The following is a 24504-nucleotide window of genomic DNA, read 5'->3' on the forward strand; positions in this document are numbered from 1 at the left end:
GGGCCGATGGAACCGACACCCCCACTTGTCCCGTCACATTGCCATGCACACGCAGCGTCTGACCCTCACCCTGACCGCGCTGGCCTCCGCCGGGCTGCTGCTCTCCGCATGCGGCACCGAGTCCGGGGCCGGCTCAGAAGGCGGCTCCGGCGCCCGTGCCGGGGACGCCGGGCAGCCCGTCACCGGCGTCCGATGGAACGTCGAGAGCCTCACCCTGGGGGGCAAGAAGTACGACGCGCCGGACGACGCCTATCTCAAGATCGGCAAGGACGGCCGGGCGGGCGGCAGCTACGGCTGCAACCACGCCGGGGCCGATGTGTCGGTCAAGGGCGACACCCTGGACTTCGGGGAGCCCCTGCTGACGAAGCGGGCCTGTGCGGACGAGGACCGCATGACGTTCGAGAAGCACCTCACGCGCGCCCTCGGCGACGAGAAGTTCACCGCGAAGGTCGAGGGCGACCGGATGACCCTCACCACCGCCAAGGGAGACCACGTGGACTTCACCTCGGGACCCGCCGAACCCGAAGCCCCGCTCACCGGCACCAAGTGGACCGTGCGCACCATCGGCGAGGGCAAGTCGGCCGCCGCCCTGCCGAAGGCGCTGTCCGACAAGGTCCATCTCACCTTCGGCGACGACGGCAAGGTCCGCGGCAACCTCGGCTGCAACGACGTCACGGCCAAGGCGGAGGCCAAGGACGGCAGCATCACCTTCGGCGCCCCCGCGACCACCCGGAAGCTCTGCCCGGGTGACGCGATGAAGACGGAGCGCGCGCTGCTCAAGCTGTTCGACGGCAAGGCGCGCTACGAGGTGAAGCGGGACGCGCTGACGCTCACCGCCTCCGACGGCACGGTGATCAGCGCGAACGCCGACCAGAAGAACGCCGACCGGAAGACGGACGACCAGAAGAAGGACGACCAGAAGAAGTAGCGGTACGGCGGCGGGACTTGAGCAGGAACGCCGCCCCCACCGCGAGCAGCAGTCCGCCGCCGAGCGCGGCCGGGACCGAGGTGCCGGAGTCGGCACCGGTCTCGGCCAGTTCGGCGGAACCGCCTTCGGGACGGGCGTCGTTGGCGCTCCGCGGGGCGCTTGATCCGGCGGGCTTCGCGGGCCGGGCGTCCGGCGCCGCGACCCCCGCCAGACTCACCGCCACCCGCGCCGAACCCGCCCCCGCCCGCACGACCTTCACCTCCACGTCCCGCGCCGAGTCCGTCAGCTTCGCGCCCGTCTTCAGGGCGTCCGCGTCGGCCGCCGCGTCCCCGCCCGTCGACTCGTCGGCGTCCGGCGTCGGGTCGACGAGGGCCGACTTGGCGTAGTCGCCCTTCGGTACGCGGTAGGCGTGGACGCCCTGGATCTCGCCGTCGAGCGTCCCGGACTCGTGGCGCAGTTCGACGACGAGCCGGTCGTCGCCGAGCGGAATGTCCAGGGCGCGGGCGCGGGCGCCGTCGCCGGAGCCGTACAGCGGACGCAGGTCGTACGTACCGGACTTGGCGACCTCGACGACCTCGTCCCCGGTCAGCCACTTGTTGTGGAGCAGCTCCGGCGAGGTGAGCCCGGCCTCCCAACCGCCGCCGCCCATCGGGGTCTTGTGGCTGGTGCCGTCCTCCTCGCACCCGGCGCCGAGATCGCCTTCGGGGCAGCGCAGGCGCATGTGGTGGCTGTAGCCGAAGTTGTGCCCGAACTCGTGGACCAGGGCGGTCATCGACATCTCGCCGTCGGACCCGACCGGCATCCAGGTGGTGCCGCCGCCGACCGTGCCGAGCGCGAGCCAGTCGCAGCCGGCCTTCTCCGCCGGGTAGACGAGGGAGAGGTGGTCGTAGTCGCTCTCCGCGATGCCCCGCTGGGCCAGTGCCTTCCGCGTCAGTTCGTTGATCTTTCCGGTGTCGCAGCCCGCGGCCGCGAGGTCGATGTCGACGGGCCCGGTGACGCCGTCACCCTCGGCGGCCGCGAACGTGGTCGCGCCGCCGGTGACCTCGTTGTAGTACGAGGTGAGTGAGCCGGTGGCGCCGAAGTAGCTCTTCTTCAGGGCGCTTTCGAGCTTGCCGGGGTCCGGCACGGAGCTGTCCGTGAAGTTCACCATGGCCACTTGGACGCGCCGCTCGGGCTGGTCGGCGGCCGACGCCGGGGCCGGGGAGACACCCACGGCGGTGGCGGCGGCGATGACCGCCGGTATCAGACGGGCGTGCGGGTACAGCTTCATGTCGGGCCTTCCGGGGTGGGGTTCGCGCGGCGTACGCGGGGCGGGACCGGCCGCGCGCGACGCACGCTAGCGATCACTCCGGTCCACGCGAACCCCCTCCAGGCGACCCTTAGGCCGCGCTTAAGGCTCTGTTCAGGCGGGATAGGGCAGCAGCCCCCGGTCGGTCCGCTCCCACGCCGCCTTCAGCCCGGCGAGCAGCCGGGGTTCGTCGGCCGCGCGGTCGGCCTGCTCGCGCCGGTCGTCCGCGAGGTTGAAGAGCTGGTCGGGGCCGCCCTTGCCCCGGTAGTACTTCCAGTCGCCGCGCCGCAGCGCCCGCTCGCCCCGCACCCGCCAGAACAGCTCCCGCTCGGCGAGCTCCTCGCCCTTGAGGAGGTACGGCGCGAGGCTGGTGCCGTCCAGCGGATGGCCGGGGGCGGGCCGTGCGCCGCCGATCTCCAGGAGCGTCGCCGTCCAGTCCGGGGTGAACACGGGCTCGTGGCTGACCTGCCCGCCGTCGATCCGCGCGGGCCAGCGCACGAGGGTCGGCACCCGGATGCCGCCCTCCTTGAGCGAGCCCTTGTTGCCGGACAGCGGCCAGTTGTACGAGAAGCGCTCGCCGCCGTTGTCCGACGCGAAGAACACCAGCGTGTCCCGCTCCTGCCCGGACCTGCGCAGCGCGCGCAGCACGTCACCGATCGACCGGTCCAGGTCCTGCACCATCTCCGTGTACTTCTCGACGGACCCGCCGTCCTGGTCCCAGAGCGCCCCCTGCTGGCCCGCCTTGATCCGCCGGACGATCTCGGCGCTGCGCTCCTCGTCCCCGTCGGCTATCCAAGGCCAGTGCGGGGTGGTGAAGTTGAGGTTGAGCAGCCACGGCTGGTCGCCGTGGTCGCGCCGCACGTACGCGCTGGCGCGCTCGGTGAGGATGCGCGTGTAGTACCGCAGGTCCTTGTACTCGGCGTCGCCTTCGTAGAGGTCGTACTCGCCGCCGAGGCCCAGCTTCGAGTAGTACTCCAGGGCGCCGCCGAAGTTCCCGAAGAACTCGTCCCAGCCGGACCTGGTGGGGGAGTAGTCCGGCAGGTAGCCGCAGTGCCACTTGCCGATCAGCGCGGTCGCGTACCCGGCGTCGCGGAGCAGCGAGGCGAGCGTGGGGTGGGTCGGGTCGAGGCCCACGGACTTGTCGGCGATCGGCTCCGCGAGCCCGCCCTTCGTACGCCCGGGAAGGCGTCCCGTGTAGAGGCTGAACCGGGTGGGCGAGCAGGTCGCGGAGCCGGAGTAGGCGTCGGTGAAGCGCACGCCTTCGCGGGCCAGGCGGTCCAGGTTCGGGGTCTTGATGTGCGGCGATCCGTAGGACGAGAGGTCGGCCCAGCCGAGGTCGTCGCCGAGGATGAAGAGGATGTTGGGCCGCTTGGCGCCGCGCCGCGGGGCCGCGCGGAAGGGCCGCTCCCGGGCCTCGGCCGCGGCGGGCAGCCCGACCGCGGCGGCGGCACCCGCGCCCACGGCACCGCCGAAGGCACGCCGGGACAAGCTGGACTTTTCGTACGAGGCTGAGGACATGGCTGCTGCGCTCCTGAACGGGGCGCGGCACGGCGGCGCGGCCCGGAGTCGGAAGAAGGGGTTCTACGGGGGTGGGTTCAGGCAGCGCTGCGACAGATGGCGCTCGCGACACGGACCAGGTCGACGTGGCGGCGCTCCACGAGCGTGACCGTCAGCGGGTCACGGAGGGGCTGCATGGCCCAGGAGCCTGGCCGGACGCCCGTGTACCTGTCAACGAACGGGGCCGCCTGTTCACAAGGGCTTCGTACTCCGCGGCGCCGGACGGCGGGGGCCCCGGGCGCCGCACGGGAGGAGCCGCACCGCGATCACGGTCCGTACAGGTTCCGTATCCCCAATTCGGACCAGTGGTCGATCTCGCCTACACTCGGTGCCGTGCCACGTGGTGACGGTCGACTCAATCACGATCTGCTCCCCGGCGAGAAAGGCCCCCAGGACGCTTGTGGCGTCTTCGGTGTCTGGGCTCCGGGCGAAGAGGTCGCAAAGCTCACGTACTTCGGGCTCTACGCCCTCCAGCATCGGGGCCAGGAATCCGCGGGAATCGCGGTCAGCAACGGCTCCCAGATCCTCGTCTTCAAGGACATGGGCCTCGTTTCCCAGGTCTTCGACGAAACCTCTCTCAGCTCGCTCCAGGGTCATATCGCGGTCGGTCACGCCCGCTACTCGACCACCGGGGCCTCCGTATGGGAGAACGCCCAGCCGACGTTCCGTGCCACCGCGCACGGCTCCATCGCGCTCGGGCACAACGGAAACCTCGTCAACACGGCCCAGCTCGCCGAGCTGGTCGCCGCACTGCCGAAGGAGAACGGCCGCGCGACGCAGGTCGCCGCGACCAACGACACCGACCTGGTGACGGCTCTCCTGGCGGGCCAGACCGACGACGACGGCAAGCCGCTGACGATCGAGGAAGCGGCCGCCAAGGTCCTGCCCGACGTGCAGGGCGCCTTCTCCCTCGTCTTCATGGACGAGCACACGCTGTACGCGGCCCGTGATCCGCAGGGCATCCGCCCGCTGGTCCTCGGCCGCCTGGAGCGCGGCTGGGTCGTCGCATCGGAGTCCGCTGCGCTCGACATCTGCGGCGCCAGCTTCGTCCGCGAGATCGAGCCCGGCGAGTTCGTCGCGATCGACGAGAACGGACTGCGAACGTCTCGATTCGCGGAAGCGAAGCCCAAGGGCTGTGTCTTCGAGTACGTCTACCTGGCGCGCCCCGACACGGACATCGCCGGCCGGAACGTCTACCTCTCGCGCGTCGAGATGGGCCGGAAACTGGCCAAGGAAGCCCCCGTGGACGCCGACCTCGTCATAGCGACTCCCGAATCCGGCACCCCCGCCGCGATCGGGTACGCGGAGGCGTCCGGCATCCCCTTCGGCGCGGGACTGGTCAAGAACGCGTACGTGGGCCGGACCTTCATCCAGCCCTCGCAGACCATCCGTCAGCTGGGCATCCGCCTCAAGCTGAACCCCCTCAAGGAAGTCATCAAGGGCAAGCGCCTGGTCGTCGTCGACGACTCGATCGTGCGCGGCAACACCCAGCGCGCCCTGGTCAAGATGCTCCGCGAGGCCGGTGCCGCCGAGATCCACATCCGGATCTCCTCGCCGCCCGTGAAGTGGCCCTGCTTCTTCGGCATCGACTTCGCGACCCGCGCGGAGCTCATCGCCAACGGCATGACGATCGACGAGATCGCCACTTCCATGGGCGCCGACTCGCTCTCCTACATCTCCATCGACGGCATGATCGAGGCCACGACCATCGACAAGCCGAATCTCTGCCGCGCCTGCTTCGACGGCGAGTACCCGATGGATCTGCCCGACCCCGAGCTGCTCGGCAAGCAGCTCCTGGAGACGGAGCTGGCAGCGGGCCCGGCATCCACGGCAGCGGCCGACGCGATCCGTCGCCCGTGAGTCCCACGTAGTAACGACACGAAAGCTCTCAACTCACCATGTCTACTGAGTCTTCTGAGCGTGCTCCGCACACGGGCACAGGTGCCAGCTACGCCTCCGCGGGCGTGGACATCGAAGCGGGCGACCGCGCCGTCGAGCTGATGAAGGAATGGGTCAAGAAGACCCAGCGTCCCGAGGTCGCGGGCCTCGGCGGTCTCGGCGGCTTCGCCGGGCTCTTCGACGCCTCGGCCCTCAAGCGCTTCGACCGCCCGCTGCTCGCCTCGGCGACCGACGGCGTCGGCACGAAGGTCGACATCGCCCGGCAGCTGGGCGTGTACGACACCATCGGCCACGACCTCGTCGCGATGGTGATGGACGACATCGTCGTGTGCGGCGCCGAGCCGCTCTTCATGACCGACTACATCTGCGTCGGCAAGGTCCACCCCGAGCGTGTCGCCGCCATCGTGAAGGGCATCGCCGAGGGCTGTGTCCTCGCGGGCTGCTCCCTGGTCGGCGGCGAGACCGCCGAGCACCCCGGTCTGCTCGGCCCGGACGACTTCGACGTCGCGGGTGCCGGCACCGGCGCGGTCGAGGCCGACCGGCTGCTGGGTCCTGATCGCATCCGTAAGGGGGACGCGGTCATCGCCATGGCGGCGTCCGGTCTTCACTCGAACGGGTACTCGCTCGTCCGGCACGTGGTCTTCGACCGCGCGGGATGGGCCCTGGACCGCCGGGTCGAGGAGTTCGGCCGCACGCTCGGCGAGGAGCTCCTGGAGCCCACCAAGATCTACTCCCTGGACTGCCTGGCGCTCACCCGCACCACGGACGTCCACGCCTTCAGCCACATCACGGGCGGCGGCCTCGCGGCGAACCTGGCCCGGGTGATCCCGGACGGCCTGCACGCGATCGTCGACCGCGAGACGTGGACGCCGGGCGCGGTCTTCGACGTGGTCGGCAAGGCCGGCCAGGTCGAGCGCCTGGAGCTGGAGAAGACGCTGAACATGGGCGTCGGCATGATCGCGATCGTCCCCGAGGAGTCGGCGGACGCGGCGCTCACCACCCTCGCGGACCGTGGCGTGGAGGCCTGGGTCGCGGGCGAGATCACCGACCGCGGCGACCACACCACGGGCGCCGCCCTGATCGGTGACTACGCCAAGTAGGCCGGTGAGACCGTCCGCGCGGCAGTCCTCGGGACAGCACAAAACCCGGTCCGGCGTGATGACCACCCCGGACCGGGTGAAGTGCAGTTGCTATGAGAACTGCGAATACTGCGTATGCGCTGAATACTGCGTATGCAACGAGGTCAAGCGCCGCGGCGCTGCGACGACGGACCGGACTCTTCGTCCTCGTCCTCGTCGTCGTTATACAGATCCGCGTACTGGGCGTACGGGTCGTCTTCCTCGTCGTCGTCGTCCTCGAACGGCTCGCCATTCGGCGGCTGTTGCGAAGTCGAAGCGCCCAGCTCATTGGCCAGACGCGACAGGTCAGTCCCGCCGCTGCTGTACTTCAGCTGGCGGGCGACCTTCGTCTGCTTGGCCTTTGCCCGGCCGCGCCCCATGGCTCGACCCCCTCGGATATGGGGCTCGGTGGCCCCAGAGTCTTGACACGCGTTCATGATCGGGAACGGGCTCTCCTCGGAGAGACCGGTCCGTAGGGCTTCCACGGTACCTGCTCCTGCGGCCATACGGTACGTCGCCCGCAGGACGCGCCTCGGCGCACAACCCACGAGGAGCCCCTTCCTCGCTGGTCAACTGCGATTTTAACCTCTTCTTGCCGGGCGACCCGCCGACGGGGGTGAGTCTTGTCTCCCAGGTTCGTCGGCGGGCCTCCCGCGGGGCGCCACGGGTGACCGGAAGATCACATTCCGTGGTCTATCGGCGGGCGTCCGCCATCCGCTGTTCGGCGATCCTGTCGGCCGCCGCGGCCGGCGGAATGCCGTCTTCCTTTGCGCGAGCGAATATGGCGAGCGTGGTGTCGAAGATCTTCGCCGCCTTCGCCTTGCACCGGTCGAAGTCGAAGCCGTGCAGCTCGTCGGCGACCTGGATCACGCCGCCCGCGTTCACCACGTAGTCGGGCGCGTAGAGGATCGCCCGGTCGGCCAGGTCCTTCTCCACGCCCGGGTGCGCGAGCTGGTTGTTCGCGGCGCCGCACACCACCTTCGCGGTCAGCACCGGCACGGAGGCGTCGTTCAGGGCGCCGCCGAGCGCGCAGGGGGCGTAGATGTCGAGGCCCTCGTGGCGGATCAGCGCCTCGGTGTCCGCGACCGCCGTCACCGAGGGGTGCTTGTGGATGATTCCGGCCACGGACTCCTCGCGCACGTCCGTGATCACGACCTCGGCGCCGTCCTCCAGGAGGTGCTCGACGAGATGCCGGCCGACCTTGCCGACGCCCGCGATGCCGACCTTGCGCCCGCGCAGCGTCGGGTCGCCCCACAGGTGCTGGGCCGAGGCGCGCATGCCCTGGAAGACACCGAAGGCGGTCAGTACGGAGGAGTCGCCCGCGCCGCCGTTCTCGGGGGAGCGCCCGGTCGTCCAGCGGCACTCGCGGGCGACGACGTCCATGTCCGCGACATAGGTGCCGACGTCGCAGGCCGTCACGTACCGGCCGCCGAGCGAGGCGACGAAGCGGCCGTAGGCGAGGAGCAGCTCCTCGCTCTTGATCCGCTCCGGGTCGCCGATGATCACGGCCTTGCCGCCGCCGTGGTCGAGACCCGCCATGGCGTTCTTGTACGACATCCCGCGCGCGAGGTTGAGCGCGTCGGCGACGGCCTCCGCCTCGTTCGCGTACGGATAGAAGCGGGTGCCGCCGAGGGCGGGGCCCAGAGCGGTGGAGTGGAGGGCGATGACGGCCTTGAGGCCACTGGCGCGGTCCTGGCAGAGCACTACTTGCTCGTGGCCCCCCTGATCCGAGTGGAACAGGGTGTGCAGGACGCCGTTGTCTGCTTCGGTCACTGTGGTGACTCCCGGTCGAATAGCGGCGGTTGGGCGGGCTCCCGTGCGGGTGGCGGGGGCCCGATGGGCATGAGACTAGAGCCTGCCCACCGCCCTTGACCGCGCAGTGCCGAGGATCACCCTCTCCCGGAGTACGCCGGAGTGGGGCGGAGTTCGGCCATGGCGTGTTCGACCGTGTTTTCCGGCCGGTAGGAGGGGGAGGGAGCAGCAGTGCCCAAGGTGTCATCGGTGACGGTCCCGTACGCGTCCTACTTGCGTGTGTACGAACCGTTGGCCGCCTTCCCCGAGCCGGAGCGCGGCCACTGGTCGCGCTATGCCCGGCGCGCCGACCGCCCCTCCTACCAGGACGAGCTGCGCCGCTCCCTGGCCGATCTGATCTCCACGCCGCCGGTGCCCGTGCCGGTGCACGAGAGCAGTGACGCCTTCGTCGTGGAGGTGGACGGCGTGCTGTGCGTCTGCCCGTGGCGGACCAGGCTGCGCGGCTGGCAGGCGATGGGGGAGCTGGCCGAGCAGCTGCCCGTGCCGGTCCTGGACGCGGTGCTCCCGCCGGTGCTCCGGCGCCAGACGGCCGCGGACTACGAACAGTGGCTGGCCCGCAACCCCGACGCCCGCCCCTGGATCCGTACGGCCACCTGGCAGGTCCCGCTGCACTGGTTCGTGCTCGTCACCGACGAGGAGCGCAGTTACGAGCGGAGCGCGGGCGCGGCCGGGTCCGAGGGGGCCAGTCCTGGCTCGCCGCCCGTGCTGCGTTACCGGACGCCGATGGTGCAGGCCCGGCGCCGGGTGGCGCGCGGTCTGCGGACGCTGCGCGACACGATGGACGACGGTCCGCTCATCGAGGGCCTCGTGGACGTCGGCCGGTGGCTGGAGGAGTTCCACCCGCGCTCCCTGGTCGAGCTCGACTACGGCGGGCTCGTGCACGCGCTCTCCGCCGAGGAGCTCGACGGGGACCACTCGGCGGCGGACGTGGCCGAGGGAATCGAGGCGCTGCGCGACGGCGACGGCGAGGCGGCCGGCGAGGCGTATGCGAGGCTCGTGGAGCGATGGCGGGCGGTCCGGGACCTTCAGTTCGCGAACTGAGGTCCGACGGTCACGCGGTCCTCGGGTCCGAGGGCACGCGGTCCCGGGGTCGGGGGTCAGGAGTGGGGTCGGGTCCGTGGTCGTCCCATGCCGGGACGTAGGTCCCGATCCGGGCCTTTGCCTCAAGCGTGACGGACCGCACTTACTGGGCCCTTGCGCCCATCACCCCCCCTCGTGCCAAAATAGGACAAGGAGTCCGGGGAGGGCTCCTTCCGTCCAAGTAAGGGCGGAATGCTCGACATTGCACGCTATGGGGGGTCTGTTGACTCCTGATCGCTCTGTGACTGATCGTCACTGTGACGTGACTGTCCGCTATGGCATGGTCCATCGGCTTCCGTCGGTGATGAACACCTGGGAGGGCAATTCCATCGGTTTGGCCGACGCGGCTGGACGGATGGTGTAGTTGTAGTGCCGAGGACAAGCCGTTCGTCCTATAACCGACTCGACTCGCGTCCGCCATTTCGGGCAACGCGGGTCAAGGTGCAGAATTTAGAGGAATGAACCGAGAAGGTTCGGTTCTCCCGAGGAGGCCGCTCATGACCGCTCGCACCCCTGATGCCGAGCCGCTGCTGACCCCGGCTGAGGTCGCCACGATGTTCCGCGTCGACCCCAAGACGGTCACGCGCTGGGCGAAGGCTGGCAAGCTCACGTCGATCCGCACGCTCGGCGGACACCGCCGTTACCGCGAGGCTGAGGTCCGCGCACTGCTCGCGGGTATCCCGCAGCAGCGCAGCGAGGCCTGAACTACCGCTTAACCAGCAGTAACCCGCACAACTCGGGCGAAGAGCACCACTGCTGCCGGGTCCCCCAACCTGGCCGTAACGCCCGACATATAGCTACACGCGACGAGGGTCTCGCCCCAACGAGGCCCACGCCCGAGCCTGATGGGTGCGTCGTCCGATCGCGCTGGACTCCGCCGGGTCCAGCGCGATCTTTTTTGTGCCCTCGGCCGGTGCCGGAAGTCCGTTCGGACGCTCGCTTTTGTGTGCGGCGGACCCGCTGGTGAGGGGGTCCGTGAGCGCCCTTGTTGGTCTCTGAGGAGGTGAGAGGGGAGCGCTCGCGAGGTAGTGCAATTGCACATATTAAATTGGCCCATTGTAGGGAGGGCGTAAGTTCAGGGGTTCCCAAAACTTGTTCGGTGACACCCGTCACATGCCGTGAACCTTGTTGACCCCGATGCCCCTGCGCTATTGGGGAATCGGCTCCGCTCCGAAGGCTCGCACGTCTCAGCCTCCCACCGGGAGGGCGGCGCGCGCGTCGCCTTTGGTCATGCGTTGGGGGGACTTTCGTCCTCGCTCGGTCCGTCCTCGGCGGCGCTCTCCCGCACGAAGCCGGTCCCGGCCGTCTCGCGCTCGCCGGAACCGCTCTGTGCGGGCTCCAGGGCGAGCCTCAGCAGTTGGTGGCAGATCGGGCAGTGCCGGGTCAGGTGGCGGTAGCTGTGGGCCGCGGCGAGGTGGGCGCGCAGCAGGGCGCGTGTCTCGTGCCGCGAAGACGCCGGAAGAGCGGTCATGCGTCACCTCCTGGGGAGCCTCCCGCGGCTCCCTGATGTCTGGGGTACCGGCGGAATGTGACGCAGTCAAGATGCGGGAACGGCAACGGGCCGGATCCGAGGGGGGCGTGCCCGGGTCTCGTACGAGTGACGTGGGGCGGGGCAGGTCGGGTGGTGCGCACGGGAGGGGGGGCGCGTCCCTCGCCCGGCCAACACGAAGGCGGGCCGCACCATTTCGGTGCGGCCCGCCTTCGTCGATGCGGTCCTGACGGGATTTGAACCCGCGGCCTCCACCTTGACAGGGTGGCGAGCACTCCAAACTGCTCCACAGGACCTTGCTTCGCTGCGCTGATTGCTGCGTTGCGCTGCGAGACAGGACTCTACAGCAGCGCAGGCCCAGCGGTCGAACTCACCCTGTGTGCCGGTGTGATCACGGTGCGGCGGCGTCGATCGCCTTCACGATCCGCTTGTCCGACACCGGGTACGCCGTGCCGAGCGCGTGCGCGAAGTAGCTGACCCGGAGCTCCTCGATCATCCAGCGGATGTCCAGGACCTCCTGCGGAACGGGCCTGCCCTGCGGCAGCTGTTCGAGCAGCCACAGGTATTCGTCGCGCATCTCGTGGACCTTCGCCATGCGGCTGGTGTCCCGCTGGACGTTGGTCGGCATCTGCTGGAGGCGCCGGTCCGCGGCCACCATGTACCGCATCAGGTCCGCGAGGCGCCTGATGCCCGTCTCCGTCACGAAGCCCGGCTTGATGAGAGCGTTCAGCTGCTCCCGCACGTCCGAGAGGTTCGCGAGCAGCGTCGGGCTCTTCGTCGACTTCAGGCGGTGTTCACAGGCCTGCCAGGCGGCGAGGACCTGCTGGACCTGGCCGACCGCGCGCACGGTCGTGTCGACGATCTCGGCGCGCACCTTGTCGAACAGCTTGCGGTACGACTCCTCGTCCCAGACGGGACCGCCGAAGTCCGCGATCAGCTTGTCCGCGGCGGCCATCGCGCAGTCGTCGAAGAGTGCCTGCGTGGAGCCGTGCGGATTCGCGGACAGGGCGATCTTCTGCTGGTTGGTCAGCTTGTCCGAGGCGAACTTGGCCGGATTCACCGGGATGTTGCGCAGGATGAGCCGGCGCATGCCGCGCCACATCGCCTGGAGCTGCTCGGCCTCGGTGTCGAAGAGGCGCACGGAGACCGTGTCCCCGTCGTCCACGAGCGCCGGGTAGGCCTTCACCGGCTGGCCCGCGCGCCGGGTCTCGAAGACGCGCGAGAGCGTGCCGATCGTCCAGTCCGTGAGGCCCGCGCGCTCGACGGACGAGCCGCCCGTGCGCTCCGCCGTCGCCGCGGCCGCCTGCGAGATCGCCTGGCGGGCCTTGGGCTTCAGCTTGAGCTTGAGGGCCTCCAGGTCCTTGTCCTCGGCGAGCTTCCTGCGGCGCTCGTCGGTGATCCGGAAGGTGATCTTCAAGTGCTCGGGCACGCGCGTCAGATCGAAGTCGTCCGGCGTGACCGGCACCCCGACCATCCGCTGCAACTCGTGCGCCAGCGTGACGTGCAGCGGCTCCTGGCGGGGCACGGCCCGCTCCAGGAACGCCGTCGCGTAGTTCGGCGCGGGGACGTAGTGGCGGCGGATCGGCTTGGGCAGCGAGCGGATCAGCTCGATCACGACCTGCTCGCGCAGCCCGGGGATCTGCCAGTCGAAGCCCTCGTCCGTGACCTGGTTCAGGACCTGGAGCGGGATGTGGACGGTGACGCCGTCCGCGTCCGCGCCCGGCTCGAACTGGTACGTCACCTTGAACTTGAGCTGCCCCTGCCGCCACGAGTCGGGGTAGTCGTCCTTGGAGACGTCCCCCGCCTTCTCGTTGATCAGCATCGACCGCTCGAAGTCGAGCAGTTCGGGCTCGTCCCGCTGCTTCTTCTTCCACCAGGAGTCGAAGTGGGCGCCGGAGACGACGTCGGCGGGCACCCGCTGGTCGTAGAAGTCGAAGAGCGTCTCGTCGTCCACGAGGATGTCGCGGCGCCGCGCCCGGTGCTCCAGCTCCTCGACCTCGGTGAGGAGCTTGCGGTTGGCGGCGAAGAACTTGTGGTGGGTGCGCCAGTCGCCCTCGACCAGCGCGTTCCGGATGAACAGGTCGCGGGAGACCTCGGGGTCGATGCGGCCGTAGTTGACCTTGCGGTCGGTGACGATCGGGACGCCGTACAGCGTGACCTTCTCGATCGCCATCACCGCGGCCTGGTCCTTCTCCCAGTGCGGCTCGCTGTACGTGCGCTTGAGCAGGTGCTGGGCGAGCGGCTCGACCCACTCGGGCTCGATGCGCGCGTTGACCCGCGCCCACAGGCGCGAGGTCTCCACCAGCTCCGCGGACATGATGAACCGCGGGGGCTTCTTGAAGAGCGCCGAGCCGGGGAAGACCGCGAACTTGGCGTTGCGCGCGCCGATGTACTCGCCGCGCCCGCCGCCGCGCTGCTTGGGGTCCTTGTCCTTGCTGTCCTTGGACTCCTTCACGTCCTTCATCCCGATGTGGGAGAGCAGACCGGCGAGGAGCGAGATGTGGACGTGCTGCTCGGGGGCGTCGTCCTCGTTCAGATGGATGCCCATCTGCTTGGCGACCGTACGCAGCTGCGTGTAGATGTCCTGCCACTCGCGGATGCGCAGGAAGTTCAGGTACTCCGCCTTGCACATCCGGCGGAAGGACGACGAGCCGCGCTCCTTCTGCTGCTCGCGCACGTACCGCCACAGGTTCAGGAAGGCGAGGAAGTCGCTCGTCTCGTCCTTGAAGCGGGCGTGCTGCTGGTCGGCCTGCGCCTGCTTCTCGGCGGGGCGCTCGCGCGGGTCCTGGATGGAGAGCGCGGCGGCGATCACCATGACCTCGCGCACACAGCCGTTCTTGTCGGCCTCCAGGACCATGCGGGCCAGGCGCGGGTCGACGGGGAGCTGGCTGAGCTTGCGGCCCTGCTGGGTCAGGCGCTTCTTCGGGTCCTTCTGGGCGGGGTCCAACGCGCCCAGTTCCTGGAGGAGTTGGACGCCGTCGCGGATGTTGCGGTGGTCCGGCGGGTCGATGAAGGGGAACTTCTCGATCTCGCCGAGCCCGGCCGCGGTCATCTGGAGGATGACGGACGCCAGGTTCGTACGGAGGATCTCCGCGTCCGTGAACTCGGGGCGCGAGACGAAGTCGTCCTCGCTGTAGAGCCGGATGCAGATGCCGTCCGACGTACGGCCGCAGCGGCCCTTGCGCTGGTTGGCGCTGGCCTGGCTGATCGCCTCGATGGGCAGGCGCTGCACCTTGGTGCGGTGGCTGTAGCGGGAGATGCGGGCCGTGCCCGGGTCGATCACGTACTTGATGCCGGGGACCGTCAGGGAGGTCTCCGCGACGTTCGTGGCGAGCACGATGCGTCTGCCCGTGTGCTGCTGGAAGACGCGGTGCTGCTCGGCGTGCGAGAGCCGGGCGTAGAGCGGCAGTACCTCCGTGAACCGGAAGTTCCTCTTGTTCAGCGCGTCCGCCGTGTCCCGGATCTCGCGCTCTCCGGAGAGGAAGACGAGGATGTCGCCCTTGCCCTCGGCCTGGAGCTCCTCGACGGCGTCGGTGATCGCGGTGATCTGGTCGCGGTCGGAGTCCTCGGAGTCCTCTTCGAGGAGCGGGCGGTAGCGCACCTCCACCGGGTACGTACGGCCGCTGACCTCGACGATCGGCGCCTCCCCGAAGTGCCGCGAGAACCGCTCGGGGTCGATGGTCGCCGAGGTGATGACGACCTTCAGGTCCGGGCGCTTGGGCAGTAGCTGAGCGAGGTAGCCGAGCAGGAAGTCGATGTTGAGCGAGCGCTCGTGGGCCTCGTCGATGATGATCGTGTCGTACGCGCGCAGCTCGCGGTCGGTCTGGATCTCGGCGAGCAGGATGCCGTCCGTCATCAGCTTGATGAACGTGCCGTCCTGGTTCACCTGGTCGGTGAAGCGGACCTTCCAGCCGACGGCCTCGCCGAGCGGCGTGTTCATCTCCTCGGCCACGCGCTCGGCCACCGTGCGGGCCGCGATGCGGCGCGGCTGGGTGTGGCCGATCATGCCGCGCACGCCACGGCCGAGCTCCAGACAGATCTTGGGGATCTGCGTGGTCTTGCCGGAGCCGGTCTCGCCCGCGACGATCACGACCTGGTGGTCGCGGATCGCCTCCGCGATCTCGTCCTTCTTCTGGCTGACGGGGAGCTGCTCGGGGTACGTGATCGCGGGCACGCGGGAGCCGCGCTCGGCCATCCTGGCCGCGGCCTTCTCCACGTCCTCGGCGATCTCGGCGAGGACCGCGGCACGGGCCTCGGGCTTACGGATCCGGCGCGCACCCTCCAGCCGCCGGCCGATCCGGTGCTCGTCGCGCAGCGAGAGCTCGGACAGACGGGGGGCGAGGGTGTCGAGGGCGAGGGCGGGCTGCGTAGACATACGGGTCCCAGGATCTCACCCGCGACTCGGCGGTGGCGAACCGATTTCTCCGGCGGGGTGCCCTTGCACGTACGATTCCGGGCATGTTGTCCCGTGCCCGTACGACGTGGTGCCCGCTGGTGGGCGTGCTGCTCGTCGTGCTCGGGGTGTTCTGCGCCGGGCCCGCGACGGCCTCGGCGGGGGCGACGGGGGCGAGCGGACCCCTGCGGGCCGCGGAGCTCGTCGTGTCCGCGGCGCCCGTGCCGGCGGCCGACGCGCCCCGCGCCCAGGAGCCCGACGGAGCCGGCGTGCCCGGCTGCGGCAAGGGCGGCGGCCAGGACGCTGACCACGTGCCGGGCACCCCGGCCCGCTCCGGCGCCTCCTACGAACTGCTCCCCGCGCTGTACGACGCGCATGCCGCGTCCGGCGCGTGGGGCGTCGACCAGGCCGTGCTCTCGATGGCACCCGGCCGCGCGCCGCCCGCGCTCACCCCGCCCTCCCCGCTCGACCTCTCGATCCTGCGCGTGTAGGAGGCCCCTGTCTCAGGGGCCCCTTCATCGACGTACAACAGGACAAGAGAGATCGCTCTGATGCCCGAGAACGACAACAAGAAGAGCCGCAACATCGCCATCGGCGCGGGTGTCGCCGTCGCCGCCGTGCTGCTCGGCGTCGCCTCCTACACCGCGACCAGGCCCGACGACTCCCACAAGACCGTGAAGGAAGAGGCGGCAGCCGACGTCTCCGCGGAGCCGGAGGCCGGCGTCTACCCCGAGCTGGAGAAGCTCGCCCGGCGCGACGCCAAGGACCCGCTCGCGCAGGGCCGCGCCGACGCGCCCGTCGTGATGGTCGAGTACGCCGACTTCAAGTGCGGCTTCTGCGGCAAGTTCGCCCGCGACACCGAGCCGGGCCTCGTGAAGAAGTACGTCGACGAGGGCACCCTGCGCATCGAGTGGCGCAACTTCCCGATCTTCGGTGAGGACTCCGAGCGGGCCGCGCGCGGCGCGTGGGCGGCGGGGAAGCAGGGCCGCTTCTGGCAGTTCCACGAGGCCGCGTACGCCGACGGGTCCAAGGAGAAGGGCTTCGGCGCCGACCGCCTCAAGGAGCTCGCGAAGGAGGCCGGGGTCAAGGACGTCGGCCGCTTCGCCACCGACGCGGACAGCGACGCGGCCAAGGCCGCGGTGAAGAAGGACCAGGAGGAGGCGTACGGCCTCGGCGCCACCTCGACGCCGTCCTTCGTGATCAACGGGCGGCCCGTCTCGGGCGCACAGCCCGACCAGGTCTTCCACCAGGCGATCGAGGCGGCGGCCAAGAGCGCGAAGGGCCGGGGCGGGGCGGGCGCCAAGTGACCGCCGACGTCGGATACTTCGCCGCCTTCCTCGGCGGCCTGCTCGCCCTGGTCAGCCCGTGCAGCGCCCTGCTGCTGCCGGCCTTCTTCGCCTACTCGATCGACTCCAAGACCCGCCTGGTCGCGCGCACCGGCATCTTCTACGCAGGACTCGCCACGACCCTGGTGCCGCTGGGCGCCGCCGGGTCGTACGCGGGCCGGTTCTTCTTCGGCCACCGCGACCAGCTGGTGCTCGTCGCCGGCTGGCTGATCATCGGGCTCGGGGTGCTCCAGATCCTCGGCATGGGCTTCGCCTCGCGCAAGATGGCCGAGCTGTCCGGCCGGATCAGGCCGACCACCGCGTTCTCGGTGTACGCACTCGGCGCGGTGTACGGGCTCGCCGGATTCTGCGCGGGCCCGATCCTCGGCAGCGTCCTGACGGTCGCCGCGGTGAGCGGCAGCCCCGTCTACGGCGGCCTGCTCCTCGCCGTCTACGCCCTCGGCATGGCCGTGCCGCTCTTCCTGCTCGCGCTGCTCTGGGAGCGGTTCGACCTGGGGCGGCGGCGGTGGCTGCGCGGACGGACGTTCACCCTCGGCCGGTTCGAGCTGCACACCACCTCGCTGCTCTCCGGACTCTTCTTCATCGGGCTCGGCGCGCTCTTCCTCGCGTACGACGGGACGACCGCGCTGCCCGGACTGCTCGACGTGGACGACTCGTTCGCGGTCGAGCAGTGGGCGGGCGGCGTGGGCCGTGCCGTGCCGGACTCCGTGCTCCTGATCGGGGTCGTGGTCCTGGTGGGGGCGGTGCTCGGGGTGCGGTCCTGGCGGCGTGGGCGGGTGCGTGAGCCGGAGCGTGGTCAGGAGCGGGATGTGGTGGAGGCCGAGCAGAGGTAGAGCCCCTGCAGAGGTACGTCCCTTTTAGGTGATTTAGCGTGGTCGTATGTCTGATCACGGTGCACATGGGCGGGTTCCTACGAAAGGTGAGCGGTGGGCCGCCTTCAAGCGGTCGCCGTTCCTTCCCGCGACCGTCCTGGTGTTCATCCTGGCGGCCGCGGCGGGGCTCTTCGCCGGTTCGTACACGTACTCCATGGCGAACCCGACCCCGCACCGCATCCCCACGGCCGTGGTCGGCGCGCAGGACACGGCGCGCGGCAAGGCGTTCCTCGGCGGCATGGAGAAGGCGCTGAACGCCTCCCTTGAGGTGCGCGGGTACGACAGCATGGCCGCCGCGCGGCGGGGCGTGGACGAGCAGGCGGTCTTCGCCATCGTCGGCGCGGGGCCCGGGGACAAGGTCACCTTCGACGTGTCCGGGGCGTCCGGTGCCTCGGTCGCCCAGGTGCTCGCGGAGACCGCGCCGAAGGTGGGGGCGGAGGTCGGGGTGCCGGTGACGGTGAAGGACGTCAAACCGCTCCAGGAGGGCGATCCGCGCGGGCTCGCCATCTTCTACATCTCGCTCGCCGCCGTGATCATCGGCTTCGTCGGGGCGATCCAGCTGAGCGTGCACGCGCGCGGGCTCAATCCCGCGGAGCGCATCGGGTTCACGGCGCTGTACGCGCTGCTCGGCGCGTTCGTCATCGCGGCGGTCGTGGACTGGTGGCTGGGCGCGGTGGACCTGCCGTTCGTGGAGTCGTGGCTGATCCTGGCGCTGACGATGTTCACGTCGGGGATGGTCTTCACGATGTTCAACACGCTGTTCGGGCGCTGGGCGATGATCCCGACGTGGGGGCTGATGGTGCTGCTCGGGAATCCGTCGTCGGGCGGGGCGGTTTCGTGGCCGCTGCTGCCGTCGGTGCTGGGGCACATCGGGCGGTGGTTGCCGCCGGGGGCGTCGGTGAACGCGCAGCACACGGCGGTGTACTTCGGCGGGCACCAGCATGTGTTCCCGTTTCTGGTGCTTGCGGGGTGGGCGCTGCTGTCGAGCGCGGTGTTCTGGGTGTGGCGGCATCGGCATCCGGGTGGGCGGGAGTCTGCGGGGGCCCATGTGGCTGCCCATGCGGTGGCGCCTGCGGGGTAGCGGGGCGCCTTGGGCTTCGTCGTGGGGCGGGGCCGCGGCGGTATGTCCGTCCTCGCTATCCCGGTGAGCGGCCACACCTATGCACCTCGGCTCGTGGCCACCAGTGCTCCGGGCAGACGTACCGCCGCGTCCCCTCAGGAGCGCTCGCAGCCCCCGTCGCCGAGGGGGGGGCGGGGCGCAGGCCACGGTGCGGGGACGTCCGCTGGGCGGTGCGGGGGAGGGGGGATACGGCAGAAGCCCCGTCGGGAACGACAGGGCTTCTGGAAGAGGTGGCTGGGGCCGGGATCGAACCGGCGACCTATCGCTTTTCAGGCGATCGCTCGTACCAACTGAGCTACCCAGCCACGCGATCCGCGAGGAATCGCAAGCGGTCCTGACGGGATTTGAACCCGCGGCCTCCACCTTGACAGGGTGGCGAGCACTCCAAACTGCTCCACAGGACCAAGCGTTGTGCGAGCACTAGTCTCGCACAAGGTGTTGCGTGCCCCCAACGGGATTCGAACCCGTGCTACCGCCTTGAAAGGGCGGCGTCCTGGGCCACTAGACGATGAGGGCTAAGAGGCCCGCCGTGTGCGCCTTGCAGCGCGTCGGGGACGTGAGAAGCATATGGGATGCGGGGAGGTATCGCCAAAACACTTATCGGGGGGCCGGGGAACGCCCGTCCTGAGGCCGGGTCGCGGACGGGTCGGAGGGCGTCGGGGAAGGGGTCGCGCCGGGGCGGTTCTCCTTGGGGAGATGGCGGCTGACCTCCGCCTTCGTGAGGCCGAGGCCGCCCAGTTCGATCTCGTCCCAGGCCTGCAGCCGCTTGGTCGTACGGTCCAGGTAGAGGACCGAGGCCTGGACCGGGTCGGGGTACTTGTCCTCGACCGCGCGCAGCCCGCTGCCGCCCGTCGAGCCCTCGATGCGCAGCCGCGTGCCCTCCTCCATGACCTCCATCTCCTGGTGGTGGATGTGGCCCGCGAGGACGAGCGGCACCTCGCCGTCCGTCTCGCGCGCCGCCGTCGGGTTGTGCGCGACGGCCACGTCTACGGGGGTGCCCGCCGCGCGTTCGGCGCGCAGGGCCGATGCCAGGCGGATGCCCGCCAGGTGCTCGACCGCGTCGCCCTCCGCCTTCACCGAGCGGTCGGGGGTGTACTGCGGGTCGCCGATGCCCGCGATGCGCAGGCCCGCGACGGTCTCCGCCCTGCCGTCGTCGAGGACGTGGACGTTCTTGAAGCGCTCCAGGTAGCGCTGGGTGGTGTGCGAGTCGTGGTTGCCGCGCACCCACACGTAGGGCGCGCCGAGGTCCGCGATCGGGTCGAGGAAGGCGTTCTCGGTGGCCGAGCCGTGGTCCATGGTGTCGCCGGAGTCGACGATGACGTCGATGTCGTACTGCTCGACGAGCGAGTCGATGATCTTCCAGCTCGCCGGGTTGAGGTGGATGTCGGAGACGTGCAGGACCCGCATGGTGGTGGGGTCGGGCTGGTAGGCCGGGAGCGTGGACGTCACGTCGTAGAGCTTGGTGACGTTGGTGACCAGGCGGGCCAACTCCTGCTGGTAGACGTCGAATTCGCTGACGATGCTGCGCGCGTTGCCGACGACCGAGGGGGCGCTGCTGAGCAGCCCAGAGAACTTCGGCTCCAGGACGGACTTCGGGTTCCAGGTGGCGTACGCGGCCGTGCCCGACGCCGCCAGCAGGGCGAGCGCCAGGCCGCCGGCCGCCAGTGCGCGGCGCGGGCGGCGGTAGACGGCGAGGCCGAGCGCGGTGGCGCCGGACACGACGGCGACGCAGGAGCGCACGGCCAGGTCGAGCGTGCCGTGGCCGACGTCGCGCGCCACCTCCTCCTGGAGCCCGGCGAGCCGCTCGGGGTGGTCCACCAGGGCCTGGGAGCGCACCGGGTCGAGGCGGTCCACGTCCACGTCGAGGCGGATGGGGGCGACGTGCGAGCGGAGTTCCAGGGCGCCGAGCGGCGAGACGTTGATCTTCGTGCCGCCGGACACGGAGGGCCGCAGCGTCATCCGGGTGTCCATCGGGCCGACCGGCGCGCGCACGCTGCCGACGATGAGCAGGCCGAGCCAGGCGCCGAGCAGCACGACCGCGACCAGGCCGAACGCGCGGGCGTAGGGGTGCGGGGGACTGACCAGTTCGCCCACGGGATGGGCGCGGCGAGCTCGGTAGTGGCCTACGAGGGCGCCGCCCACCCTGCGTACGCCCTGGAGAACGACCGTGACGTCGCGGGCCATTGGTCCCGTATGCCCAATTGCGGGGGCGGGTATGCCGGGACGGGACGGGCGGCGTGGCTGACAATGGGGGTGTGCTGGAGATGACGCGTGAGGAGTTCGAGGAACTGGTCGCCGAGGCGCTCGACCGGATCCCGCCGGAGCTGACCCGGCTGATGGACAACGTGGCGGTCTTCGTCGAGGACGAGCCACCGTCGGACGATCCCGAACTGCTCGGGCTCTACGAAGGGACGCCGCTGACCGACCGGGGCGAGTGGTACGCGGGGGTCCTGCCGGACCGGATCACCGTCTACCGGGGGCCGACGCTGCGGATGTGCGCGTCGCGCGACGACGTGGTCGCCGAGACGGAGATCACGGTGGTGCACGAGGTGGCGCACCACTTCGGGATCGACGACGAGCGGCTGCACGCGCTGGGCTACGGGTGAGGTGAGCCGGGCGGTCGCTGTTCGGGTACGGGTGAGCGGGGTCCGTGCTCGGGTGCGGGTGTGCGCCCGGGGGCGGGTGGCGCTCCGTGTCCTCTTGCGGGCCGCGGGAGTTGGGCAGGGCGTCCCGATTCTCAGCGCCTCGGAGGTGCTCGGCCGTGCGCCAGTTGTACGTTTCCGCCCGTTGGGCCGCCGTCGCGGTGGCCGTCGTGGCGACCGCGGGCTGCATGAGCGTCAGTGACGACGGGAAGGCGCCGGGACCCGGGCGTTCCGCGGGGCACCGGGGCGGGGCCGCGGCACCCGACGGCGGCCCGCTGATCCAGGGCGGCGACCTCGACCCGGGCGGCGACCGGGGGCAGGGCGGCGGCAAGCGGAAGGGCAAGGGCAAGGGCAAGCACGGCGACGCGTCGCCGAGCGCGGGCGCGTCCACGTCCGGGGGCGCGAAGCCGTCCGAGTCAGCCGACGGCGCGTCCTCCGCGAAGCCGTCGAAGCCGGGCGGCAAGCCCGACAAGCCGGTGCCGGCCAAGCCGAAGCCGACGCCGACCCGGGACACCCCGACACCGGACCCGCCCAAGCCGACGCCGACCCCGACGCCGGATCCGACCACTCCGGAGCCGTCGTCGTCGGCGCACGAGGGGTCGGGGCAGGACGCGCAGCTGCAACGGCGCGACGAGGAGATCGCGGGGCGCGAGCCGTCGCCTCAGGTGGGGCCCCGGTAGCTGGGGCGCCGCCCCCGTCGCGGGCGTCTTCGCAGGTGGGAAGGGTTTCGTGGAGGGCGGTTTGCCATATGGGGTGGGGGGTGCGTATGGTGGTAGATCGTTTGATCCCATTTGCCCGGCGCCGACACAGAAGAGCGCCGCGTGGCGCGTACTCTCCCTTGCCGTGGCTGACCGCATAGAGGCGGTCCATTGCGAAATCACGGAGTTGACGGGCGCGTGCCGAGACTCCGGAAGGTTTCGCATTTCGCATGTCCATTTTCAGTTCTGACCACGCCGTCCTGCCCGAGAACGAGTCGGTCGAGGCCGTCGAGATCGTCGAGAGCGACGCCGTAGAGGCCGTCGCCGAAGCCGTCGAGATCGTCGAGTCCGTCGAGGCCAACGAGTCCGTCGAGGCCGAGGACGTCACCGAGGTCACCACCGACGCCGACGCCGAGTCCGGCGACGCCGACGCCGACGCCGAGCCCGAGATCACCTTCGGTGAGCTCGGCCTGCCCGACGGAGTCGTCCGCAAGCTCGCGCGCAACGGCGTGCACACCCCCTTCCCGATCCAGGCCGCGACCATCCCGGACGCCCTGGCCGGCAAGGACATCCTCGGCCGCGGCCGCACCGGCTCCGGCAAGACCCTCTCCTTCGGTCTGCCGACCCTGGCGCGCCTCGCCGACGGCCACACCGAGAAGAAGAAGCCCCGCGCGGTCATCCTGACCCCGACCCGCGAGCTGGCGATGCAGGTCGCCGACGCCCTCCAGCCCTACGGCGACGTCCTCGGCCTCAAGATGAAGGTCGTCTGCGGCGGTACGTCCATGGGCAACCAGATCTACGCCCTGGAGCGCGGTGTCGACGTCCTCGTCGCCACCCCGGGCCGCCTGCGCGACATCATCAACCGCGGCGCCTGCTCCCTGGAGAACGTCGAGGTCGCCGTCCTCGACGAGGCCGACCAGATGTCCGACCTGGGCTTCCTGCCCGAGGTCACCGAGCTGCTCGACCAGGTCCCGGCCGGCGGCCAGCGCATGCTGTTCTCGGCCACGATGGAGAACGAGATCTCCACGCTGGTCAAGCGCTACCTGACCAACCCGGTGACGCACGAGGTCGACAGCGCCCAGGGCAACGTCACGACCATGACGCACCACATCCTGATCGTGAAGCCCCGCGACAAGGCGCCCGTCACGGCCGCCATCGCCGCGCGCAAGGGCCGCACCATCATCTTCGTCCGCACCCAGCTGGGCGCCGACCGCATCGCCGAGCAGCTCCGCGACTCCGGTGTGAAGGCCGACGCGCTGCACGGCGGCATGACGCAGGGCGCGCGTACCCGCACCCTCGCGGACTTCAAGGACGGCTACGTCAACGCGCTCGTCGCCACCGACGTCGCCGCCCGCGGCATCCACGTCGACGGCATCGACCTGGTCCTGAACGTGGACCCGGCCGGCGACCACAAGGACTACCTGCACCGCTCCGGCCGTACCGCTCGCGCGGGCCGCTCCGGCACGGTCGTGTCCCTGTCGCTGCCGCACCAGCGCCGTCAGATCTTCCGTCTGATGGAGGACGCGGGCGTCGACGCCTCGCGCCACATCATCAACGGCGGCGGCTCCTTCGACCCGGAGGTCGCCGACATCACCGGCGCCCGTTCGATGACCGAGGTGCAGGCCGACTCCGCGGGCAACGCCGCGACCCAGGCCGAGCGTGAGGTCAAGGACCTCACCAAGGAGCTGGAGCGCGCGCAGCGCCGCGCCGCCGAGCTGCGCGAGGAGGCCGACCGCCTCACCGCGCGTGCCGCCCGTGAGCGCGGTGACGACCCGGAGGCCGCGGTCGCCGAGGCCACCGCCGCCGCCGAGGCGGTCGTCGAGGCCGCGGAGGCCTCGGTCCCCGAGCAGCCCGCCGCCGAGCGTCCGGTCCGCGAGGAGCGTTCCTCCTCGTACGACCGCCGTCCGCAGCGTGACGAGCGCGGCAACTACGAGCGGGACCGTCGCGGCGACCGTGGCGGCTTCAACCGCGACGACCGTGGTGGCCGTTCGTTCGAGCGCCGTGACGACAACCGTGGTGGCGGTCGTTCCTTCGAGCGCCGCGATGACAACCGTGGTGGCGGCTTCAACCGTGACCGTCGTGACGACAACCGCGGCGGTGGTGGCCGTTCGTTCGAGCGTCGCGATGACAACCGTGGCGGTGGCCGTTCTTTCGAGCGTCGTGACGACAACCGTGGTGGCGGCTTCAACCGTGACCGTCGTGACGACAACCGCGGCGGTGGTGGCCGTTCGTTCGAGCGTCGCGATGACAACCGTGGCGGTG

20 protein-coding genes and 4 tRNA genes are annotated in these 24504 nt (G+C 70.5%); 12 read left to right on the plus strand and 12 right to left on the minus strand.

The genetic code is table 11. The features are described from left to right. Positions 1-43: 43 nt before the first annotated feature. Positions 44-928 carry an META domain-containing protein gene (locus tag ACIO9J_RS27975; RefSeq protein WP_402005190.1) on the plus strand — a complete coding sequence of 295 codons (885 nt, stop codon included), beginning with the start codon at positions 44-46 and terminating at the stop codon, positions 926-928. On the opposite strand, the gene ACIO9J_RS27980 is transcribed toward ACIO9J_RS27975, so the two are convergent. The 3 genes from ACIO9J_RS27980 to ACIO9J_RS27990 form a co-directional block, all read right to left on the minus strand. After that, positions 855-2198 carry an LPXTG cell wall anchor domain-containing protein gene (locus ACIO9J_RS27980; RefSeq protein ID WP_402005193.1) on the minus strand — a complete coding sequence of 448 codons (1344 nt, stop codon included), beginning with the start codon at positions 2196-2198 and terminating at the stop codon, positions 855-857. The two genes, ACIO9J_RS27975 and ACIO9J_RS27980, sit on opposite strands and share 74 nt — an antisense overlap. Positions 2199-2330: 132 nt before the next feature. Continuing rightward, entirely contained in the window at positions 2331-3734 is a 1404-nt protein-coding gene (locus ACIO9J_RS27985) for a sulfatase (RefSeq protein WP_402005196.1), read from the minus strand. A 77-nt stretch (positions 3735-3811) separates the two neighbouring features. Then, on the minus strand, positions 3812-3910 hold the full coding sequence (locus ACIO9J_RS27990) for a putative leader peptide (protein ID WP_402005199.1): 99 nt from the start codon (positions 3908-3910) through the stop codon (positions 3812-3814). A gap of 196 nt (positions 3911-4106) precedes the next feature. Between ACIO9J_RS27990 and purF the strand changes: the two genes are divergently transcribed. Then, on the plus strand, positions 4107-5633 hold the full coding sequence (gene purF, locus ACIO9J_RS27995) for an amidophosphoribosyltransferase (protein ID WP_402005201.1): 1527 nt from the start codon (positions 4107-4109) through the stop codon (positions 5631-5633). A gap of 38 nt (positions 5634-5671) precedes the next feature. After that, positions 5672-6772, plus strand: coding sequence for a phosphoribosylformylglycinamidine cyclo-ligase (purM, locus tag ACIO9J_RS28000; protein WP_402005204.1), 1101 nt, complete (start codon positions 5672-5674; stop codon positions 6770-6772). Between the two features lie 143 nt (positions 6773-6915). Here the strand turns inward: purM and ACIO9J_RS28005 are convergent, their stop codons facing one another. Continuing rightward, positions 6916-7170: a DUF3073 domain-containing protein gene (locus ACIO9J_RS28005; protein ID WP_402005207.1), complete on the minus strand. Its 255-nt coding sequence runs from the start codon at positions 7168-7170 to the stop codon at positions 6916-6918. Positions 7171-7483: 313 nt separating this feature from the next. Further along, positions 7484-8563 (minus strand): Leu/Phe/Val dehydrogenase, encoded by a 1080-nt coding sequence (locus tag ACIO9J_RS28010; RefSeq protein ID WP_402005209.1) that lies wholly within the window; start codon positions 8561-8563, stop codon positions 7484-7486. A 210-nt stretch (positions 8564-8773) separates the two neighbouring features. Here ACIO9J_RS28010 and ACIO9J_RS28015 point away from each other — a divergent pair, with 210 nt between their 5' ends. After that, positions 8774-9643 (plus strand): hypothetical protein, encoded by an 870-nt coding sequence (locus ACIO9J_RS28015; protein WP_402005212.1) that lies wholly within the window; start codon positions 8774-8776, stop codon positions 9641-9643. A gap of 536 nt (positions 9644-10179) precedes the next feature. Next, positions 10180-10386, plus strand: coding sequence for a developmental transcriptional regulator BldC (gene bldC, locus ACIO9J_RS28020; RefSeq protein WP_003949541.1), 207 nt, complete (start codon positions 10180-10182; stop codon positions 10384-10386). A 524-nt stretch (positions 10387-10910) separates the two neighbouring features. On the opposite strand, the gene ACIO9J_RS28025 is transcribed toward bldC, so the two are convergent. From ACIO9J_RS28025 to hrpA, 3 genes are all read right to left on the minus strand, one after another. Then, complete coding sequence (locus tag ACIO9J_RS28025) at positions 10911-11153, minus strand: DUF6274 family protein (protein ID WP_402005215.1); 243 nt, start codon at positions 11151-11153, stop codon at positions 10911-10913. 239 nt (positions 11154-11392) lie between these two features. Further along, positions 11393-11467: transfer RNA gene (locus ACIO9J_RS28030), tRNA-Asp, on the minus strand. Between the two features lie 95 nt (positions 11468-11562). Beyond that, positions 11563-15546 (minus strand): ATP-dependent RNA helicase HrpA, encoded by a 3984-nt coding sequence (hrpA, locus tag ACIO9J_RS28035; RefSeq protein ID WP_402005218.1) that lies wholly within the window; start codon positions 15544-15546, stop codon positions 11563-11565. A gap of 83 nt (positions 15547-15629) precedes the next feature. Between hrpA and ACIO9J_RS28040 the strand changes: the two genes are divergently transcribed. From ACIO9J_RS28040 to ACIO9J_RS28055, 4 genes are read left to right on the plus strand one after another with little or no spacing between them, the layout of a single operon-like run. Then, entirely contained in the window at positions 15630-16055 is a 426-nt protein-coding gene (locus tag ACIO9J_RS28040) for a hypothetical protein (protein ID WP_402005221.1), read from the plus strand. Between the two features lie 60 nt (positions 16056-16115). Then, a complete protein-coding gene (locus tag ACIO9J_RS28045) occupies positions 16116-16871 on the plus strand; it encodes a DsbA family protein (protein ID WP_402005224.1) in 756 nt (251 codons plus the stop codon). Further along, positions 16868-17743 carry a cytochrome c biogenesis CcdA family protein gene (locus ACIO9J_RS28050; protein ID WP_402005227.1) on the plus strand — a complete coding sequence of 292 codons (876 nt, stop codon included), beginning with the start codon at positions 16868-16870 and terminating at the stop codon, positions 17741-17743. The genes ACIO9J_RS28045 and ACIO9J_RS28050 overlap by 4 nt, the downstream gene beginning before the upstream one ends. Before the next feature lie 46 nt (positions 17744-17789). Next, on the plus strand, positions 17790-18863 hold the full coding sequence (locus tag ACIO9J_RS28055; RefSeq protein WP_402005230.1) for an ABC transporter permease: 1074 nt from the start codon (positions 17790-17792) through the stop codon (positions 18861-18863). A 270-nt stretch (positions 18864-19133) separates the two neighbouring features. Here the strand turns inward: ACIO9J_RS28055 and ACIO9J_RS28060 are convergent. The 4 genes from ACIO9J_RS28060 to ACIO9J_RS28075 form a co-directional block, all read right to left on the minus strand. Beyond that, positions 19134-19207: transfer RNA gene (locus ACIO9J_RS28060), tRNA-Phe, on the minus strand. 24 nt (positions 19208-19231) lie between these two features. Beyond that, positions 19232-19306 (minus strand) — tRNA-Asp (locus ACIO9J_RS28065). Between the two features lie 39 nt (positions 19307-19345). Further along, positions 19346-19418 (minus strand) — tRNA-Glu (locus tag ACIO9J_RS28070). Between the two features lie 81 nt (positions 19419-19499). Next, positions 19500-21086 (minus strand): metallophosphoesterase, encoded by a 1587-nt coding sequence (locus ACIO9J_RS28075; RefSeq protein WP_402005232.1) that lies wholly within the window; start codon positions 21084-21086, stop codon positions 19500-19502. 71 nt (positions 21087-21157) lie between these two features. Here ACIO9J_RS28075 and ACIO9J_RS28080 point away from each other — a divergent pair, with 71 nt between their 5' ends. From ACIO9J_RS28080 to ACIO9J_RS28090, 3 genes are all read left to right on the plus strand, one after another. Next, positions 21158-21508 (plus strand): metallopeptidase family protein, encoded by a 351-nt coding sequence (locus tag ACIO9J_RS28080; protein WP_402005235.1) that lies wholly within the window; start codon positions 21158-21160, stop codon positions 21506-21508. Between the two features lie 155 nt (positions 21509-21663). Further along, entirely contained in the window at positions 21664-22224 is a 561-nt protein-coding gene (locus ACIO9J_RS28085; protein ID WP_402005238.1) for a hypothetical protein, read from the plus strand. A 248-nt stretch (positions 22225-22472) separates the two neighbouring features. Continuing rightward, a partial coding sequence (locus ACIO9J_RS28090) for a DEAD/DEAH box helicase (RefSeq protein ID WP_402005240.1) occupies positions 22473-24504 on the plus strand: 2032 nt, incomplete at its 3' end.

The organism is Streptomyces sp. NPDC087300 (assembly GCF_044744425.1).
Lineage (GTDB): Bacteria > Actinomycetota > Actinomycetes > Streptomycetales > Streptomycetaceae > Streptomyces.

What these genes read in the sequence shown, in the direction of transcription:
- ACIO9J_RS27975 (WP_402005190.1), top strand. Translation starts at nt 44, where the DNA reads ATGCACACGCAGCGTCTGACCCTCACCCTGACCGCGCTGGCCTCCGCC.
- ACIO9J_RS27980 (WP_402005193.1), bottom strand. Translation starts at nt 2,198, where the DNA reads ATGAAGCTGTACCCGCACGCCCGTCTGATACCGGCGGTCATCGCCGCC.
- ACIO9J_RS27985 (WP_402005196.1), bottom strand. Translation starts at nt 3,734, where the DNA reads ATGTCCTCAGCCTCGTACGAAAAGTCCAGCTTGTCCCGGCGTGCCTTC.
- ACIO9J_RS27990 (WP_402005199.1), bottom strand. Translation starts at nt 3,910, where the DNA reads ATGCAGCCCCTCCGTGACCCGCTGACGGTCACGCTCGTGGAGCGCCGC.
- purM (WP_402005204.1), top strand. Translation starts at nt 5,672, where the DNA reads ATGTCTACTGAGTCTTCTGAGCGTGCTCCGCACACGGGCACAGGTGCC.
- ACIO9J_RS28005 (WP_402005207.1), bottom strand. Translation starts at nt 7,170, where the DNA reads ATGGGGCGCGGCCGGGCAAAGGCCAAGCAGACGAAGGTCGCCCGCCAG.
- bldC (WP_003949541.1), top strand. Translation starts at nt 10,180, where the DNA reads ATGACCGCTCGCACCCCTGATGCCGAGCCGCTGCTGACCCCGGCTGAG.
- ACIO9J_RS28025 (WP_402005215.1), bottom strand. Translation starts at nt 11,153, where the DNA reads ATGACCGCTCTTCCGGCGTCTTCGCGGCACGAGACACGCGCCCTGCTG.
- hrpA (WP_402005218.1), bottom strand. Translation starts at nt 15,546, where the DNA reads ATGTCTACGCAGCCCGCCCTCGCCCTCGACACCCTCGCCCCCCGTCTG.
- ACIO9J_RS28040 (WP_402005221.1), top strand. Translation starts at nt 15,630, where the DNA reads ATGTTGTCCCGTGCCCGTACGACGTGGTGCCCGCTGGTGGGCGTGCTG.
- ACIO9J_RS28045 (WP_402005224.1), top strand. Translation starts at nt 16,116, where the DNA reads ATGCCCGAGAACGACAACAAGAAGAGCCGCAACATCGCCATCGGCGCG.
- ACIO9J_RS28055 (WP_402005230.1), top strand. Translation starts at nt 17,790, where the DNA reads ATGTCTGATCACGGTGCACATGGGCGGGTTCCTACGAAAGGTGAGCGG.
- ACIO9J_RS28075 (WP_402005232.1), bottom strand. Translation starts at nt 21,086, where the DNA reads ATGGCCCGCGACGTCACGGTCGTTCTCCAGGGCGTACGCAGGGTGGGC.